Genomic DNA, 15521 nt, shown 5'->3' with positions numbered 1-15521 from the left:
CAAGAGGGCCCATCTTGCCGCGTGCATCGCTCGATCCGCGTTCCTTCATCCAGAAAAATACCCGGCTGCAACCGCCGCCCCATGTCCCGGAGATCACGCTCCATCTTGCCGACGAGGCGATGGATCTTTGGACGAAGACCGAGGAAGAGCTCGACGAGTTGGGCCTGCCGCCCCCCTTCTGGGCCTTTGCCTGGGCCGGGGGGCAGGCGCTCGCCCGCTACGTGCTCGACAACCCGGCCATCGTCGCGGACAAACGCGTGCTCGATTTTGCCGCGGGCTCCGGGCTCGTCGCCATCGCGGCCATGAAAGCCGGCGCGGCGAGCGCCGTCGCCAGCGATATCGACCGCTTTGCCTTTTCCGCCATCAGCCTCAATGCCGAGGCGAACAATGCCGCGGTCGGCTTCGAGGCGCGGGACGTCACCGACCCGGCCTTCTGGCCGGAGCTTGCCGACTATGACGTCGTGCTTGCCGGCGACGTCTTTTATGAAAAGCCGATGGCCGAGAAGGTCTTCGCCTTCCTGAAAGAGGCACAGGCGAAAGGGGCGACCGTGCTCTTCGGCGATCCCGGACGCAGCTACCTGCCCAAGGGGGGCATCGAGCCGCTTGCGACCTACGAGGTGGCGGTGACGCGGGCGCTGGAGGATTCGGAGGTCAAGCGCACCCACGTCTTCCGGCTGACGGCGTAAGGTCCGGTCAGCCGCCCTCGCCCTCCATGTCGCTCGCCGCCTTGGCGAGATTCTTTTCCAGCACGGCGAGCGCCTGACGCATCTCGATGACTTCGTCGAGCGGGCGATTAATCGCCTTGAAGATCTGCTTCGGAATGGCTTCGGCCTTTGCCCTCAGGGCCCGGCCTTCGTCCGTCAGGGCGATCAGCACCTGCCGCTCGTCCTCCGCGCTGCGTCGGCGCGTCAGCAGCCCTTGCGTCTCCAGACGCTTCAGGAGCGGGGTGAGCGTGCCCGAATCGAGATGCACCCGCTCGCCGATCGCCTTCAGCGGGACCCCGTCCTTCTCCCACAGCACCAGCATGACCAGATACTGCGGATAGGTGAGGCCGAGATCCGTCAGCAGCGAGCGGTAGAGCCGCGTGAAGGCATGGGATGCGGAATAGGCCGCAAAACAGAGCTGCATGTCGAGGCTGAGGGGCGCGGCCCGCTTCTCCTTCGCCGCACTGCCGGCGGTTTCTTTTTTGCTGGTCATAACCTTCGTACCGTCGTTTGCCGATGCGTCTTGCATCCGCCGGATGGAACCTGCCTGCCGGATCCTGCGTTTATCCGCAAACTCACATTGGCGTGATCCGGGGCCGTTGTCCAATCTTATATATTGTGTGCCATTAAATTTTACACTATGTATTTCTCGTCGCCACGAACCGGATGCGATCAAGGATCGGCGGACGGTGTGGCCCAGACCCCAAGGAGACAGGACATGCAGAAGATCTACACCACCAAGGCAACCGCAACCGGCGGCCGTTCGGGCAAGGCCAAGTCCGAGGATGGCGTCCTCGATGTCACGCTGACCGTGCCGAAGGAAATGGGCGGCGACGGCGCCACCGGCACCAACCCCGAGCAGCTTTTCGCCGCCGGCTATTCCGCCTGCTTCCTCGGCGCGCTGAAACTTGTCGCCGGCAAGGCCAAGGTGAAGGTTCCGGAAGACACGACGATCACTGCCGCCGTCAGCTTCGGCAAGCCGGACCAGGGCGAAGGCTTCACCATCGGCGCCGACCTTGAAGCGCATATCCCCGGCCTCGACCTTGGCACCGCGCAGGAACTGGTCGAGAAGGCCCATCAGGTCTGCCCCTATTCCAACGCCACCCGCGGCAACATCGAGGTGAACGTCAAGGCGGTCTGACACCGCCGGTTCATGCAGCCTCTCAGCGAGATTCGTTTTCAGGGCCGGCGCGACGGAAAGGTCGTGCCGGCCCTGACGATTGTGTGAACAAGGCTCTCAGCCTGCTGCCTCAAAACGGACTTCGCCGCGGCTCAGGAAGCAGGACTTGCTGAAGAGACTTAGGTCTAGCGGGTTCGGCAGCCTGACGTCGCCGAGGCCGGGGACCGGCCGGTCCGCGCTCTCGTAGGCGCGATCGATCTGGGAGACGAAGACAAGGATGTGTCCTCGCTCCCGCGCAAAGACCTTCAGCGCCCGGATCTGGGACTCAAGGTCCGGATTGTCCCGCTTCTGGTCGAGCGCCTGAAGATAGTCGACAACCGCCAGCGCACCGGGCGGCACGCCTTCCAGTCGTTGCATGATATAAGCAGCGTTGATGCCATCGGACGTATCGACGTCAAAGCGTCCTGCGAACGCACTCCACGTCACGCCGACAGCCTTCAAACGCTCCCTCACATCCTGCTCGGTGTATTCGAGGGTAAAGAAATGGCTTGTGTTGCCGGCCTTCACCGCCTCGATGGCAAGTTCAAGACTCATCAAGGTCTTGCCGTGACCGGGGCGAGCCCCGACGAGTACGAGATCTCCGGGATCGAGCCGGGCGAACATCCGGGCGGCCGGAGAGCCTTCGGCCGTTAACCTGGCCGCCAGCAGCGACCATGCGGCAAAACCCTCACGCTGTGCGATCCGGTCGAGCGCGGCATGAAGTGGAATTTTCTCCTGGCGCGACAGCAGCCTTGCTTGCCGCTTGAGACGATAGACGGGCGATGACAGCCTCATCGAAGACCCTCCTCGTGCGGACGATGCCTGCAATCCCTCCTTATGCGCAGTGTCCGAACAGGTGGTCAGACGTCTCTTTGCCCTGCACGAAACAATGCTTTCCCGGTTGGAGGGAGGGAAGCCCGGACGAGGCTTGGAGCAAAACATAGCCGGATTCGAATGAAGGGAAAATCCCCCGTCACGGACAGGTGGGGTCCAACCCATTCCCCCACCAGCGTCATTTCCATCGCCCTATGTCCATTGTCTCCTTCGTTCTTCCCGCTCGCTCATATCCTCGTTGACTCTTGGCCGGGCTTGAGTCCGTAATAGAACAAAATAGGAACATATGAGATCCCGGTTCACCCGATGCAGGATACGATCAGTCATCTGCGGCGGCGCATTGCCGCTCTGGAGCAGGCGCCGCCCGCCTTTCAGCCTTCCCCCGATTCGTGTCATGCGAGGACCGGGCGAGAGGGCGGGAGGCCCGCGCTCTCCCTTGGCCTTGCCCGGATCGACCAGGTGCTGGGCGGCGGCCTGAGGCGGGACGGACTGCACGAGATTTTCGCGGCCGGCAGCGGCGACACAGGCGCCGCCTTCGGCTTTGCCGCGGCGCTTGCCGCCCGTCTGACCGCTTCGCCGAGAGACATTCGCGAGATCGTCTGGATCCGCCAGGAATTCGGCGCCCTCGAGGCCGGCGATCTCTACGCGCCGGGCCTTGCCGCCCTCGGACTCGACCCCGCCCGGCTCATTCTCGTCACGCTGCGCGACCCGCTCGCCGCGCTGCGGGCGGGGATCGAGGCGCTGCGCTGCACCGCCCTTGCCGGCGTCGTCATCGAGCTCTGGGGCGAGCCGAAGGCACTCGACCTCACCGCCACGCGCCGGATGGCGCTCGCGGCCCAGAGCTCGGCGGTTCCCGCTCTTTTATTGCGTCCCGGCGGCACGCCGGCGCCCAGCGCGGCCGAGACCCGCTGGCAGGTCGCCGCCCTGCCCTCACGCCCGGCGCCCGCCAACGCGCCGGGGTTGCCCGCCTTCGAAATCACCTTGCTGCGCCAGCGCGCCGGTGTTGCCGGCCGGACATGGCGCGTGGAGTGGAACCGTGACCGACAATCCTTCCGCCCCGCCGCGCCGCTATCTCGCCCTGTGGTTCCCGTTCCTGTCCGCCGACCGGCTGCGGCGGAGCCGATCCCGTTCGCGCGAACGGGCTGAGAGGGAGCAGGCTGACACCGCGATGCAGACAATGTCCGTTCCCTCCGCCCCGGTCGTCTTCGTCGAGAAGGTCAAGAGCGCGCTGCGCCTTGCCGCCGTCGACCGCGAGGCCGGGCGGCAAGGCCTCATTCCCGGCCTCACGCTGGCCGACGCGCGGGCGCGGATCCCGGAGCTTTGCGTCGCCGACATGGACAGGCCAGCCGATGCGGCCAGCCTTGCCCGCATCGCCGATGCCTGCGACCGCTATACACCGCTCGTCGAGATCGAGGCGCCGGAGATGCTGTTCCTCGATATCACCGGCTGCGCCCATCTCTTCGGCGGCGAGGCGGGGCTTTGCCGCGATCTTGCCACGCGCCTCAAGGGCGCCGGCTTCGAGGCCAGGATCAGCCTTGCCGGAACGCCGCATGCCGCGCGCGCCCTTGCCCGCTCCGGCCGGCAGGTGATCGTGCCGCCGGGCGAGGAGGCGGAGGCCGTCGCCGGCGTTCCCATCGAGGCGCTCGACCTCGCACCCGGCACCCTCACCACCCTCACCCGGGCCGGGCTCAAGACCATCGGCGACCTTGCCCGCCAGCCGCGCCCGTCCCTTGCCGCCCGTTTCGGCACAGAGACGGTGAGCCGGCTCATTCGAACCCTCGGACAGGAAGACACGGCGATCACGCCGCGCCGCGCCCTGCCGGATCTGACCGTCGAGCGACGCTTCGCCGAGCCGGTCGGGCGGACCGACGACGCCTTCGCAGCCCTTGCCGGTCTTTGCCGGGACATGGCCGATCTCCTTGAAGCGCGGGGCGAGGGCGGGCGCCATTTCGAGGCGACCTTCTTTCGCACCGACGGCACCGTCTTCCGCCTTTGCGTCGAGACCGGCCGCCCCGCCCGTGACCCGGCCCTCGTCATGCGGCTTTTCAACGAGCGGCTCGGCGCCCTCGCCGACCCGCTCGATCCCGGCTTCGGCTTCGATCTCGTCCGCCTCGCCGTGCGTTTCGCCGACCGGGTGGAGGCACGCCAGCACAGTCTCGATGCCAACGATCTCGAAGACGAGGCCGTCGCCACGCTCACCGACCGGCTCGCCGCCCGTTTCGGCGTCGCTCGGGTCCAGCGCCTTGCGCCCGTCGACAGCCATATTCCCGAGCGCGCCGCCCGCGCGCTGGCGGTGCATGCCGCCCAGCGGGAGCCGCAACGCCTGTCCTGGGACCATGCGGAGGAAGACGCGGACGAGGACGCGCCCCCGGTGCGCCCGATCCATCTCTTTGCCGCGCCGCAGCCGATCGAGGCGCTGGCCGAGGTGCCGGACGGCCCGCCGCTGAAATTCCGCTGGCGCCGCGTCCTCCACGAGATCGCCCGCGCCGAGGGGCCGGAGCGGATCGCCCCGGAATGGTGGCTGACCGGCGAAGGCGCGCCGACGCGGGATTATTACCGGGTCGAGGACAGCCGGGGCTGCCGCTTCTGGGTCTTCCGGGAAGGGCTTTTCCATGAGGAGGAGGCGCGGCCGCGCTGGTTCCTGCACGGGGTTTTCGCATGACCGGCTATGGCGAACTCGCCGTCACGAGCAACTTCTCCTTCCTGCGCGGGGCCTCCCATGCGGCCGATCTCGTCGCGACCGCGATGGACCTCGGCCTTGCCGGGATCGGGATCGCCGACGAGAACACGGTGGCCGGGGTCGTGCGCGCCCATGCCGCCGTCCAGAAGGTCGAGGAATTGTGGGTGGCCGAGCACGGGCCGGATATCCCCCTGCCCTTCAAGCTCGCCGTCGGTAGCCGGCTCGTCTTTGCCGACGGCACGCCCGACATTCTCGCCTATCCGCAGAACCGGGCAGGATGGGCGCGGCTCTGCCGCCTCCTCACCCTCGGCAAGCGCCGGGCGGAGAAGGGCGAATGCCTGCTGACCTTCAACGACCTTCTCTTCAACACGGCGGACCTTCTCCTCATCGTCATGCCGCGCGGCGACCGCGCCGAGCTGACGCAGTGCCTGCAGCGGCTCGGCAAGGCTGCTCCGGGCTCGCTGTGGCTTGCCGCCAGCATGCAGCGTCGCGGCGACGACCGGCGCCGTCTTGCCGGGCTCAAGATCGTCGCCCGCTCGGCCGGCGTGCCGCTGATCGCCGTCAACGACGTGCTCTATCACGCGCCCGGCCAGCGCCCGGTTCAGGACGTCCTCACCTGCATCCGCGAGGGCACGACGCTGGAGGCGGCCGGCCGGCGGCTGGAAGCCAACGCCGAACGGCACCTGAAGCCGCCGACCGAAATGACCCGGCTCTTTGCCGACTGCCCGGAGGCCATCGAGGAAACGCTGACCTTCCTCGATCTGATCGACTTTTCCCTGAAGGAACTTCGGTACAACTACCCGGACGAGCCCGTCCCTCCGGGCTGGGACGCGCAGAGCTGGCTGGAGGAACTCGTTCGCCGGCGCGTGCCGATCCGCTATCCGGACGGCGTGCCGGAAAAGGTCGAAACGCTCCTTGCCGAGGAGTTCGACCTCATCCGCCGCCTCGACTACGCGCGCTATTTCCTCACCATCCACGACATCGTCCGCTTCGCCGAGGACAAGGGCATCCTCTGCCAGGGTCGCGGCTCGGCGGCCAACTCGGCCGTCTGCTACGTACTCGGCATCACGGCGGTCGATCCGGCCGAGCACGACCTGCTCTTTGCCCGTTTCCTGTCCATGGAGCGCAAGGAGCCGCCGGACATCGACGTCGATTTCGAGCACGAGCGGCGCGAGGAAGTGATCCAGCATATCTACGCGCGCTACGGTCGCGAGCGGGCGGCGATTGCCGCGACCGTCATTTCCTACCGCCCGCGCAGCGCCATCCGCGAGGTCGGCAAGGTGCTCGGCCTCACCGAGGACGTGACCCAGCGCCTTGCCGGGACGGTCTGGGGCAGCTACGGATCGAAGCTCGCCGAGAAACATATCCGCGAGGCGGGCCTTGAGCCGGACAATCCGCTGATTGCCCGCGCGGTCGACCTTGCCACGCGCATCCTCGGCTTTCCGCGCCATCTCTCCCAGCATGTCGGCGGCTTCGTGCTGACGCGGGAGCGTCTCGACGATCTGGTTCCCATCGGCAACGCGGCGATGGAAGACCGCACCTTCATCGAATGGGACAAGGACGACATCGACACGCTCGGCCTGCTCAAGGTCGACGTGCTGGCGCTCGGCATGCTGACCTGCATCCGCAAGGGCTTCGACCTCCTGCGTGCCTACAACGACCTGGATCTCGGCCTTGCCGACGTGGAGCGGGAGGACGAAGCCGTCTACGGGATGCTGCAGAAGGGCGATTCCATCGGCGTCTTTCAGGTGGAGAGCCGCGCCCAGATCAACATGCTGCCGCGCCTGAGGCCAAAGGAATTCTACGATCTCGTCATCCAGGTGGCGATCGTGCGCCCCGGCCCGATCCAGGGCGACATGGTGCATCCCTATCTGAGGCGGCGGAAGGGGGAGGAAAAGGTCGATTACCCCGCTCCTGCGCCTGAGCATGGACCTGCCGACGAACTCAGGAAGGTGCTCGCACGGACCCTGGGCGTGCCTCTTTTCCAGGAGCAGGCGATGAAGATCGCCATGGTGGCCGCGAAATTCACCTCGGAAGAAGCCAACCAGCTCCGCCGGGCGATGGCGACCTTCCGTCATGTCGGCACCATCCACACCTTCGAGGCCAAGATGGTGGAGGGCATGGTGCGGCGCGGCTACACGCGCGATTTCGCCCAGCGCTGCTTCGACCAGATCAAGGGCTTCGGCGAGTACGGCTTTCCCGAAAGCCATGCCGCCTCCTTCGCCAAGCTCGTCTATGTCTCGGCCTGGATCAAATGCCACCATCCGGCGGTCTTTGCCTGCGCGCTTTTGAATTCGCAGCCGATGGGCTTCTACGCCCCCGCCCAGATCGTGCGCGATGCCCGCGAGCACGGCGTGCCGGTCCATCCCGCCGACGTCAACGTGAGCGGCTTCGACAACACGCTGGAGCGGGAGGCGGACGGGCGTCTGGCGCTGCGGCTCGGCCTGCGCCAGATCAGCGGCTTTCGCGAGGACTGGGCCGATACTCTCGCGGAGGCGCGCGGGGACGGCTTCCGGACGCTGGAGGATCTCTGGAGCCGGGCGCGCCTGCCGAGGGCAGCGCTCGACATGCTGGCCGACGCCGACGGCTTCCGCTCGCTCGGCCTCGACCGGCGCGAGGCGATGTGGGCGGTGAGGCGGCTGCCGGACGACGAGCCGCTGCCGCTCTTTGCCGCCTCGAAGGCGCGCGAGCTTGCCGAGGAACCCGCCGCCAGCCTGCCGGAGATGGCCCTCGCCGAGCATGTGGTCGCCGACTACCAGACGACGCACCTGTCGCTGAAGGCCCATCCGATGCAGTTTCTGCGGCGACGATTCAGGGCGGAGGGGATCCTCAGTTCCTCAGAGGTCCGCGTCGCGCGCAACGGGTCCCGCGTGAGCGTTGCCGGCCTCGTGCTGGTGCGCCAGCGGCCGGGCAAGGGTAATGCCATCTTCATGACGCTGGAGGACGAGACTGGCATCGTCAACGTGCTCATCTGGGCGCGGCGCTTCGAGCAGTATCGCCGCGAGGTGATGGGTGCGCGGCTTGCCGTGGTGAGAGGCGAATTGCAGCTCAGCGAGGAAGGCGTCATCCACGTCATCGCCGATGCCGTGGCGGACCGCTCCGCCGACCTCAACAGCCTGGGGCAAGGACACGAGGCAAGCATCCAGCTCTCGCGCGCCGACGAGGTGTTGCACCCGGTCTATCCGCGCGTTGCCAGCCACCCGCGCAATGTCCGGCTTATCCCGAAGTCGCGGGATTTTCACTGACACCGCGAAAGGACAGCGGCTTTCCTCAGCCGAACTTGAACAGGACCCCGAAACCGCCGCGCGGATAGTTCCACTCGATCTCGCCGGAGGCCTCGCAGAGAACGCGGCAGGTGCCGCATTCCATGCAGCCGTCGGCGGTGATCTCCACCTGGCCCTTCTCGTTCTGCTCGTAGCATTTGGCCGGGCAGACACGGGTGAGCGCCAGCAGCGCGGGGCTTGGCGTTTCGTGCGGGGCGACCTTGATATGCGGCCGGCCGGCGTCGACGAGGTAGCGGTTCTGGTAGAGCTTGTCCTCGACGCGGACATCGCTTCCGGGCTTCACGATCGCGTTCATGGCATCTTTCTCCGGCATGAATGGAAACGCGGGTATTTTCCCTGGGGCCCTTGCCCGGATGTCATCCCCGGCGCGACAAGCCGAAGGCTTGGCGAGGGAAGGGGATCCAGAAGCAAGATCCGAACTCTGAGATTTCTTTCTGGATTCCCGTCCCCTCAGCGCCGGCGGCGCTTCGGCCGGGAATGACACCTCACGAAATCTGCCCTTTCCAAAAGCGGACTGGGCCGACTTTCCTCAAGTCTTTGTCTTTTTGCGCACGTCGTTATCGCAAGAGCGGCATCCACTTTTGCGCGACATGCGACTACCGCCAGGCGAGCGCCAGCCTGAAGGCATCGCCGATGAGGCCGAGGCGCGAGCGGGCGGCGACGAAGGACCTGGTCGTCGCCTTTTCCTTCTCGATCTTGGGCGTGCCGTCGACGACGAGGAAATTCTTCGCCGCCTGGGAGATAAGCTGCGGATAGGTCATGAAGAAATTCTGCGAATTGGTGTGCAGCAGGCGCGGCATGTCCTTGTATTTCTTCAGATCCTTGATGACGAAGCTGTCGTCCAGCATGCGCTTGTAGAGGGCGAGGTTTTCCGCCGTCATCGGATCGCGCCGCGTCTTCACCTGGAAGATAGCCTCGGCGGCAAGGCGGCCCGACGTCATCGCGAGGTTCGAGCCCTCGCGGTGGATGGCGTTGTTGAGCTGGGCCGCATCGCCCACCATCACCCAGCCATCGCCGCAAAGCTCCGGGATCGCCTTGTAGCCGCCCTCGGGGATCAGGTGGGCGGCATATTCCTTGACCTCGGTGCCTTCCAGCAACTGGCGCACGGAGGGATGCTGCTTGAAGCTTTCCAGCAGCGCATAGGGGCTTTCCATCTCGCGGGCAAAGTCGGAGACGAGGCAGCCGATGCCGACCGAGATCGATTCCCGGTTGGTGTAGAGGAAGGCGAGCCCCGTCATGCCGCGCGAGATGGTGCCGGCGGCCTCGATCACGCAGCCTTCCGAGCCCTTGAGATTGAAGCGCTGGTTGATCACGTCCTCGGGCAGGAAGTGCATTTCCTTGACCGCCAGCGCCACGGTCTCCGCCTTCGGCGTCTCGCGCAGCCCTGCGCGGGTGCCGAGAAGGCCGTTGACGCCCTCGGCGAGCACCACGACGTCGGCGTAGATCGGACCGCCCTTGCGGTCGGTCTTCACGCCGATCACCTTGCCGGCACCGTCGCGGACGAGTTCGGTCACGGTGGTCTCGCAGAGCACGGTCGCCCCAGCGTCGCGCACCTTGCGCGAGAACCACTTGTCGAACTGGGCACGGACGATGGTGTAGCGGTTCGGCTTTTCGGAATTGAAGTCGTCGGAGCGGTAGTGCATGCCGGAATGCGAGACGTCGTCCATCATCCAGAAGCGCTGCTCGACGATATGGCGTTCCAGCGGCGCATCCTCGCGGAAATCCGGGATGACCTTCTCCAGCATGTCGGCATACATGATGGCGCCCTGGACATTCTTGGAGCCGGCATATTCGCCGCGTTCCAGCTGCAGCACCTTGAGGCCGCGCGAGGCGAGCGTGTAGGCGGCGGCGTTGCCGGACATGCCGGCGCCGATGACGATGGCATCGAATTTTTCTTGCGTCATGGCCTGTCTCCTCAAAGAGCCGGTCAGCCGGCAAGCTTGTCGCGGTTGTGGGGTGAAAGGCGCTTCTCGAAAGCCTTCGTCAGCGCCGGAAGGAAGCGGATGGCGTCGGTGACGATGCCGACATGGGCAAAGTCGAAGATCGGCGCGTTCTTGTCGGTGTTGATCGCGACGATGAGATCCGCGCCCTCGACGCCCACCCGGTGCTGGATCGCGCCGGAAATTCCGGCGGCGATGTAGAGCTTCGGCCGGATGGTCTTGCCGGTCTGACCGATCTGGCGGTCGGCGGGCATCCAACCCTTCTGCATCACGGGGCGCGAGCAGCCATATTCGGCGCCGAGCGCGCCGGCAAGCTGGCGCACGAGCTGGAAATTCTCCGCCGCCTGCAGGCCCATGCCGCCGGCCACCACGACGTCCGCATAGGCGAGGTTGGCCTGGCTGGTCTCGCGGTCGGGCAGGAAGGAGAGGATCTTGGTGACGATGTCGTCCTCGACCATGCCGAGCGGATGGCTGACCACCTTGCCGACGGGCTTTTCCAGCCGCTCCGGCATCGCCATCACGCGCGGGCGGATGGTCGCCATCTGCGGGCGGTAGTTGAGGGTGTAGATCGTGCAGAGAAGCGAGCCGCCGAAGGTCGGGCGGGTGGCCGCCAGCGACTTGTCGCTGTCGACCGCAAGCTCGGTGCAGTCGGCGGTGAGGCCCGTGAGCAGCGTCGTCGCCACCGAACCGGCAAGGTCGCGGCCGAGCGTCGTTGCGCCAAGCAGCAGGATCTCCGGCTGGTAGGTGTTGACGAGATCGGTCAGCGCCTTGGTGAAGGGCTCGTTGCGGTAGTCGGCCAGCAGCGGGTCCTCGACGAGATAGGCGAGGTCGGCGCCATAAGCGAAGGTCTCGCGGATCGCGGCATTGGTGCCCTCGCCCGCCGGCCCAAGGACGACGCCGGCAAGGTCGACGCCAAGCTGGTCGGCAAGCTTGCGGCCCTCCCCCAGGAGTTCGAAGGAGACGGGGTGAACCTGGCCGCGCTCGACCTCGATGAAGACCCACACGTGCTTGTAGGCCTTGAAGTGCTCGGGCAGCTCCTTCTTCATGCCGGCGCGGGAACCGGCAGAGGGAGCGGCAGCTTGGGGCTTGGCGTCAGACATGGGTCTGTCTCCTGAAAGAGCCGGGTCAGGCGATCTGGGCGGCGACGAGCTCGGCCTGGAGCTTCGGCGCCTTCTGGAAAAGGGTTTCGATCAGGGCTTCGGCGGCCTCGTCGGCGCTGGCGCCAAAGTCGACGATCTCGGCCTTTTCGGATCGTGCCGTCGGGGCGAAGACGCGCTTGACCACGGTCGGCGAGCCGCGCAGGCCGCATTTGGTCACGTCCTCGATGCCGGCGTCCTTGGCGCTCCAGATCGTCACCTCGGCGCGGGCGGCGCGCAGGGCGTCCGCGACCGTGCCACGGCGCATCTCGTTGGTGCCTTCCAGCATGGTGACGAGGCAGGGAAGCTGCGTCGACAGAAGCTGCGTACCGCCTTCGGAGCGGCGCTCCACCTCGATGCGGCGACCCTCCAGGTCGACATGGCCGATCTTGGAGACATAGGTGAGCTGGATCAGCTTCAGCCGCTTGGCGATGCCGGGGCCGACCTGGGCGGTGTCGCCATCGATGGTCTGCTTGCCGGCGAAGACGACATCCGGCGCGCCGAAGGTTTCGGTGATCTTCCCGATCGCCGAGGCAAGGGCGAAGGACGTCGCCAGCGTATCGGAACCGGCGAAGAAACGGTCGGTGAGCAGCACCGCACGGTCGGCACCCAGGGTGAGCGCCTTGCGCAAGCTGTCCTCGGCGGTCGGCGGGCCCATGGTGAGGACCGTGACCGTGCCGCCATGCTTGTCGCGAAGCCGCAGCGCCTCTTCCAGCGCGAAGAGGTCATAGGGGTTGATGATCGTCGGCACGCCCTGGCGCATGATCGTGTTGGTGACGGGATGAACCCGGATCTGCGCGCTGTCCGGAACCTGCTTGATGCAGACGACGATGTGCATGGCTCGCCTCCTTGGAAACGGGTCGGGAAGCCCGGCTTCCTTCGTTGATCCTCTGGAGCATCGGGCGTGCCAAGTCGCCAGCCACCTCGTAAACTTTTGTTTTTAAATCGCGTCTTTAGACAACCCCGCAATTGGAACGCCATCGCCGCTGCTCGTTGTCGGAAAAATGACAGACCTGTCGTTGTCGGTTTGTCGGGCGCGGGAGGCGCCATTGATGCATGTCATGGTGGTGCTTACCTCTTACCGCTAAGAAGAATTCGGGTCTGCGAGGGAGACGAACGTGACGCGCGGCAACATCCGGCTGTTCTGGGGTTTCTGGATTGTGCTCGGCCTGCTCTGGCTGGCCTTGAACACCGCCATCTTCTCGGCCGAGAATTTCTTTGCCCTGCGCCAGTTCGTCATGCAGTTCAGCGGCGTTCTGGCCATCAGCGCGATGAGTGTCGCCATGGTCCTGTCGCTCAGGCCGCGCTGGCCCGAGGCGAGGCTTGGCGGCCTTGACAAGATGTACAAGCTCCACAAATGGCTCGGAATCGGTGCGCTGTGTGTCGCGATCTTTCACTGGCTCTGGTCCGAAGCGCCCAAATGGGCCGTGGGGTTCGGACTTCTCGCACCGCCCGTCCGCGGGCCACGCCCGGAGATCACGGACCCGCTTCGCCGATTGCTGGGCAGCTTTCGCGGCACGGCGGAGGAGATCGGCCAGTGGGCCTTCTATGCCGCGGTCGTCCTCCTGCTGATCGCGCTGATCAAGCTCATTCCCTACCACTGGTTCCGCTACAGCCACCGGTTCGTCCCCGCGGCCTACCTTGCGCTGGTGTTCCACGCGATCATCCTGCTGGACTACGGCATGTGGTTGACCCCGCTCGGGCTTGTGGTCGCCGTTCTGCTGCTTGCCGGCAGCTACGCGGCGGCTGTCTCGATTCTCGGCCGGATCGGCGCCGGCCGGCGGGTGACGGGCGAAATTGCCGAATTGCGCCACTATCCGGGCGTGCGTTCCCTTGAGACGGTGATCAAGCTCGGGTCCGGCTGGCCGGGGCATGAGGCGGGACAATTCGCCTTTGCGACCTCCAATGCGCTGGAAGGCGCGCATCCCTATACGATCGCTTCGGCCTGGAACCCCGCGAACCCGACGATCACCTTCATTTCCAAGGAACTCGGGGATCACACGACAGGTCTCGTCGACCGGCTGAAGATCGGCCAGACGATCACCGTCGAGGGCCCTTACGGCCGCTTCACCTTCGATGACGGCCGGCAGCGCCAGATCTGGATCGGCGCCGGCATCGGCATCACGCCGTTCGTCGCCCGGCTAAAGGAACTGGCCACGCTGGAGCCGCACGAGGCGCGCCCCGAAATCGACCTGTTCCACACCACACGGGAGGTGGATGAAGCAGCGCTGGAACGCCTCGCGCGGGATGCGCACGCGGCCAAGGTGCGCCTCCACACCCTGATCGACTCGCGTCACGGCAGGCTTTCCGGCGAGCGCATCCGCGAGATGGTCCCGGGCTGGCAGGACGCAAGCATCTGGTTCTGCGGTCCGATCAAATTCGGAGCGGTCCTCAAGGCGGACTTTGCGACCACAGGAATGCCCATCGACGAGCAGTTCCATCAGGAACTGTTCGAATTGCGGTAGCCGCTCGCCGGAGAGCCCACGGGCGATCCGGCATACGGCACCGGCAAGGCCCCGCGTCCGGGAAAAGCGGGGCCTCGTCTTCCAAAAAGACCAGAAGCAAGACGGCGGTCAGTCGCTCGCGATCGGCTTCATGATGTCGCCGAGCGCCACGAAGGCCGTCTTCGGCGGCACGGGACGATCCGGGTCGTGGTCCTTCAGGACCCTGAAGACCCGCTGGGAGAGCGGTGAGGAGCTCTCGAAATCCCCATAGGCGCGCGCCAGCGTCGCCTTGGCGCGGGCGGCGATGACCAAGTCCGGCAGGCCGTCGAAATCCTCCGTCGCCAGATATTCGCCCATGCGCTTGAGGATATGCAGGCGCGCGACCTGAAGGACCTTCGGATCGTAGGCAACGCCGAGAGCGCCAAAGAAATCCTCGGCCGACGAAAGCGTCTTCAGGCGGGCGAGAATGTCGGTGACGTCGATCGGACGATCATGTGTGGAACAACTCATGGCGGTGTCTCCTCGTCGGGTGGGGTCGTGGATGGGGTTTCGAAGGCCGCCAGCTTCCGGGCGAGATGCGCTTGGCGGACTTCGAGGAAGTCGATGCGGTCGAGCAGCGTGGCGATCGCCTCGCCGACCGGGTCCGGCATCAGGTGGTGTTCGAGGTCGATGCGCCCGTCGCGGCGCCGGCGCTCGCCGGCCGGCTGAACGATGCGGCCGGGGATACCGACGACGGTCATGCCGGGCGGCACGTCCTCGATGACGACGGAGTTGGCGCCGATCCGGCAACCGGCGCCAACCGTGATGGGCCCGAGAATCTTGGCTCCAGCCCCCACAAGCACACCGGACTGCAGCGTCGGATGACGCTTGCCAGCCGACCAGGAAACGCCGCCCAGCGTGACACCGTGATAGAGCGTGACGTCGTCGCCGACCTCGGCCGTCTCGCCGATCACCACGCCCGCACCATGATCGATGAAGAAGCGCCGGCCGATGGTCGCGCCCGGATGAATGTCGACATTGGTGAGGAACCGCCCAAACCAGGACAGGAAGCGGGCCGGGAACCGCAGCCCTGCCCGCCAGAGCCGGTTGGCGATGCGGTGGCAGATGATCGCGTGGACGCCCGGATAGGTGAGCAGGATCTCAAGCCTGCCCCGGGCCGCGGGGTCGCGGGCCCTGACGCAGGCGATGTCGTCGGCGATCGCGGAGAGGAGCGACATCGGCTTTTCCATCCCGATGTTCAAGGCGGCAATGTCAGTCATCGTTCGCATTCCGTCGCTGCGCTTTGATCCCGAATGTGTCCGAACATTCAAAAACTCTGTTGGATGTCATTCCCGGCCGAG

14 protein-coding genes are annotated in these 15521 nt (G+C 66.1%); 6 read left to right on the top strand and 8 right to left on the bottom strand.

The window, feature by feature from the left end; all coding sequences use genetic code 11:
- Positions 1-11: 11 nt before the first annotated feature.
- A complete protein-coding gene (locus tag HDIA_RS01630) occupies positions 12-686 on the top strand; it encodes a class I SAM-dependent methyltransferase (RefSeq protein WP_425432968.1) in 675 nt (224 codons plus the stop codon).
- Between the two features lie 7 nt (positions 687-693).
- Here HDIA_RS01630 and HDIA_RS01625 read toward each other — a convergent pair whose 3' ends face one another.
- The gene (locus HDIA_RS01625) at positions 694-1197 is read right to left on the bottom strand and encodes a MarR family winged helix-turn-helix transcriptional regulator (protein WP_099558650.1); all 504 of its coding nucleotides are present in this window, start codon (positions 1195-1197) and stop codon (positions 694-696) included.
- Positions 1198-1422: 225 nt separating this feature from the next.
- On the opposite strand from HDIA_RS01625, the gene HDIA_RS01620 reads away from it, so the two are divergent.
- Positions 1423-1845, top strand: a complete 423-nt coding sequence (locus HDIA_RS01620) for an organic hydroperoxide resistance protein (RefSeq protein ID WP_099553756.1) — start codon at positions 1423-1425, stop codon at positions 1843-1845.
- Between the two features lie 96 nt (positions 1846-1941).
- Here HDIA_RS01620 and HDIA_RS01615 read toward each other — a convergent pair whose 3' ends face one another.
- Complete coding sequence (locus HDIA_RS01615) at positions 1942-2658, bottom strand: DNA helicase (protein ID WP_099553754.1); 717 nt, start codon at positions 2656-2658, stop codon at positions 1942-1944.
- 345 nt (positions 2659-3003) lie between these two features.
- Between HDIA_RS01615 and HDIA_RS01610 the strand changes: the two genes are divergently transcribed.
- Genes HDIA_RS01610 through HDIA_RS01600 form a run of 3 tightly spaced genes read left to right on the top strand, consistent with a single transcriptional unit; the run spans position 3004 to position 8622 of the window.
- A complete protein-coding gene (locus HDIA_RS01610) occupies positions 3004-3843 on the top strand; it encodes an ImuA family protein (RefSeq protein ID WP_099553752.1) in 840 nt (279 codons plus the stop codon).
- A 31-nt stretch (positions 3844-3874) separates the two neighbouring features.
- Positions 3875-5359: a Y-family DNA polymerase gene (locus tag HDIA_RS01605; RefSeq protein WP_099558649.1), complete on the top strand. Its 1485-nt coding sequence runs from the start codon at positions 3875-3877 to the stop codon at positions 5357-5359.
- Complete coding sequence (locus HDIA_RS01600) at positions 5356-8622, top strand: error-prone DNA polymerase (RefSeq protein WP_099553750.1); 3267 nt, start codon at positions 5356-5358, stop codon at positions 8620-8622. Before HDIA_RS01605 ends, HDIA_RS01600 begins: the two co-directional genes overlap by 4 nt.
- 25 nt (positions 8623-8647) lie before the next feature.
- Here HDIA_RS01600 and HDIA_RS01595 read toward each other — a convergent pair whose 3' ends face one another.
- The 4 genes from HDIA_RS01595 to HDIA_RS01580 all read right to left on the bottom strand — a co-directional run bounded on the left by HDIA_RS01595 (position 8648) and on the right by HDIA_RS01580 (position 12575).
- Positions 8648-8956, bottom strand: coding sequence for a ferredoxin family protein (locus tag HDIA_RS01595; protein ID WP_099558648.1), 309 nt, complete (start codon positions 8954-8956; stop codon positions 8648-8650).
- 301 nt (positions 8957-9257) lie between these two features.
- Entirely contained in the window at positions 9258-10565 is a 1308-nt protein-coding gene (locus HDIA_RS01590; RefSeq protein WP_099553748.1) for an FAD-dependent oxidoreductase, read from the bottom strand.
- A gap of 23 nt (positions 10566-10588) precedes the next feature.
- Positions 10589-11701, bottom strand: a complete 1113-nt coding sequence (locus HDIA_RS01585) for an electron transfer flavoprotein subunit alpha/FixB family protein (RefSeq protein ID WP_099553746.1) — start codon at positions 11699-11701, stop codon at positions 10589-10591.
- A 25-nt stretch (positions 11702-11726) separates the two neighbouring features.
- A complete protein-coding gene (locus HDIA_RS01580; RefSeq protein ID WP_099553744.1) occupies positions 11727-12575 on the bottom strand; it encodes an electron transfer flavoprotein subunit beta/FixA family protein in 849 nt (282 codons plus the stop codon).
- A 280-nt stretch (positions 12576-12855) separates the two neighbouring features.
- On the opposite strand from HDIA_RS01580, the gene HDIA_RS01575 reads away from it, so the two are divergent.
- The gene (locus HDIA_RS01575) at positions 12856-14202 is read left to right on the top strand and encodes a ferredoxin reductase family protein (RefSeq protein ID WP_245884109.1); all 1347 of its coding nucleotides are present in this window, start codon (positions 12856-12858) and stop codon (positions 14200-14202) included.
- Between the two features lie 108 nt (positions 14203-14310).
- Here HDIA_RS01575 and nifW read toward each other — a convergent pair whose 3' ends face one another.
- A complete protein-coding gene (nifW, locus tag HDIA_RS01570) occupies positions 14311-14691 on the bottom strand; it encodes a nitrogenase stabilizing/protective protein NifW (protein ID WP_099553742.1) in 381 nt (126 codons plus the stop codon).
- Positions 14688-15449 (bottom strand): serine O-acetyltransferase, encoded by a 762-nt coding sequence (gene cysE / locus HDIA_RS01565; protein WP_099553740.1) that lies wholly within the window; start codon positions 15447-15449, stop codon positions 14688-14690. The genes nifW and cysE overlap by 4 nt, the downstream gene beginning before the upstream one ends.
- Positions 15450-15521: the final 72 nt, after the last annotated feature.

Origin of the sequence: Hartmannibacter diazotrophicus (assembly GCF_900231165.1) — a bacterium.
In the GTDB taxonomy this organism is placed as follows: Bacteria; Pseudomonadota; Alphaproteobacteria; order Rhizobiales; family Pleomorphomonadaceae; genus Hartmannibacter; species Hartmannibacter diazotrophicus.
The sequence above is the reverse complement of the archived record's forward strand: the minus strand, read 5'-3'. Positions and strand labels throughout refer to the sequence as shown.

Excerpts from the sequence above, each read along its gene's own strand:
- HDIA_RS01625 (WP_099558650.1), bottom strand. The coding sequence starts at position 1,197 with ATGACCAGCAAAAAAGAAACCGCCGGCAGTGCGGCGAAGGAGAAGCGG.
- HDIA_RS01620 (WP_099553756.1), top strand. The coding sequence starts at position 1,423 with ATGCAGAAGATCTACACCACCAAGGCAACCGCAACCGGCGGCCGTTCG.
- HDIA_RS01615 (WP_099553754.1), bottom strand. The coding sequence starts at position 2,658 with ATGAGGCTGTCATCGCCCGTCTATCGTCTCAAGCGGCAAGCAAGGCTG.
- HDIA_RS01610 (WP_099553752.1), top strand. The coding sequence starts at position 3,004 with ATGCAGGATACGATCAGTCATCTGCGGCGGCGCATTGCCGCTCTGGAG.
- HDIA_RS01605 (WP_099558649.1), top strand. The coding sequence starts at position 3,875 with ATGTCCGTTCCCTCCGCCCCGGTCGTCTTCGTCGAGAAGGTCAAGAGC.
- HDIA_RS01600 (WP_099553750.1), top strand. The coding sequence starts at position 5,356 with ATGACCGGCTATGGCGAACTCGCCGTCACGAGCAACTTCTCCTTCCTG.
- HDIA_RS01595 (WP_099558648.1), bottom strand. The coding sequence starts at position 8,956 with ATGAACGCGATCGTGAAGCCCGGAAGCGATGTCCGCGTCGAGGACAAG.
- HDIA_RS01590 (WP_099553748.1), bottom strand. The coding sequence starts at position 10,565 with ATGACGCAAGAAAAATTCGATGCCATCGTCATCGGCGCCGGCATGTCC.
- HDIA_RS01585 (WP_099553746.1), bottom strand. The coding sequence starts at position 11,701 with ATGTCTGACGCCAAGCCCCAAGCTGCCGCTCCCTCTGCCGGTTCCCGC.
- HDIA_RS01580 (WP_099553744.1), bottom strand. The coding sequence starts at position 12,575 with ATGCACATCGTCGTCTGCATCAAGCAGGTTCCGGACAGCGCGCAGATC.
- nifW (WP_099553742.1), bottom strand. The coding sequence starts at position 14,691 with ATGAGTTGTTCCACACATGATCGTCCGATCGACGTCACCGACATTCTC.
- cysE (WP_099553740.1), bottom strand. The coding sequence starts at position 15,449 with ATGCGAACGATGACTGACATTGCCGCCTTGAACATCGGGATGGAAAAG.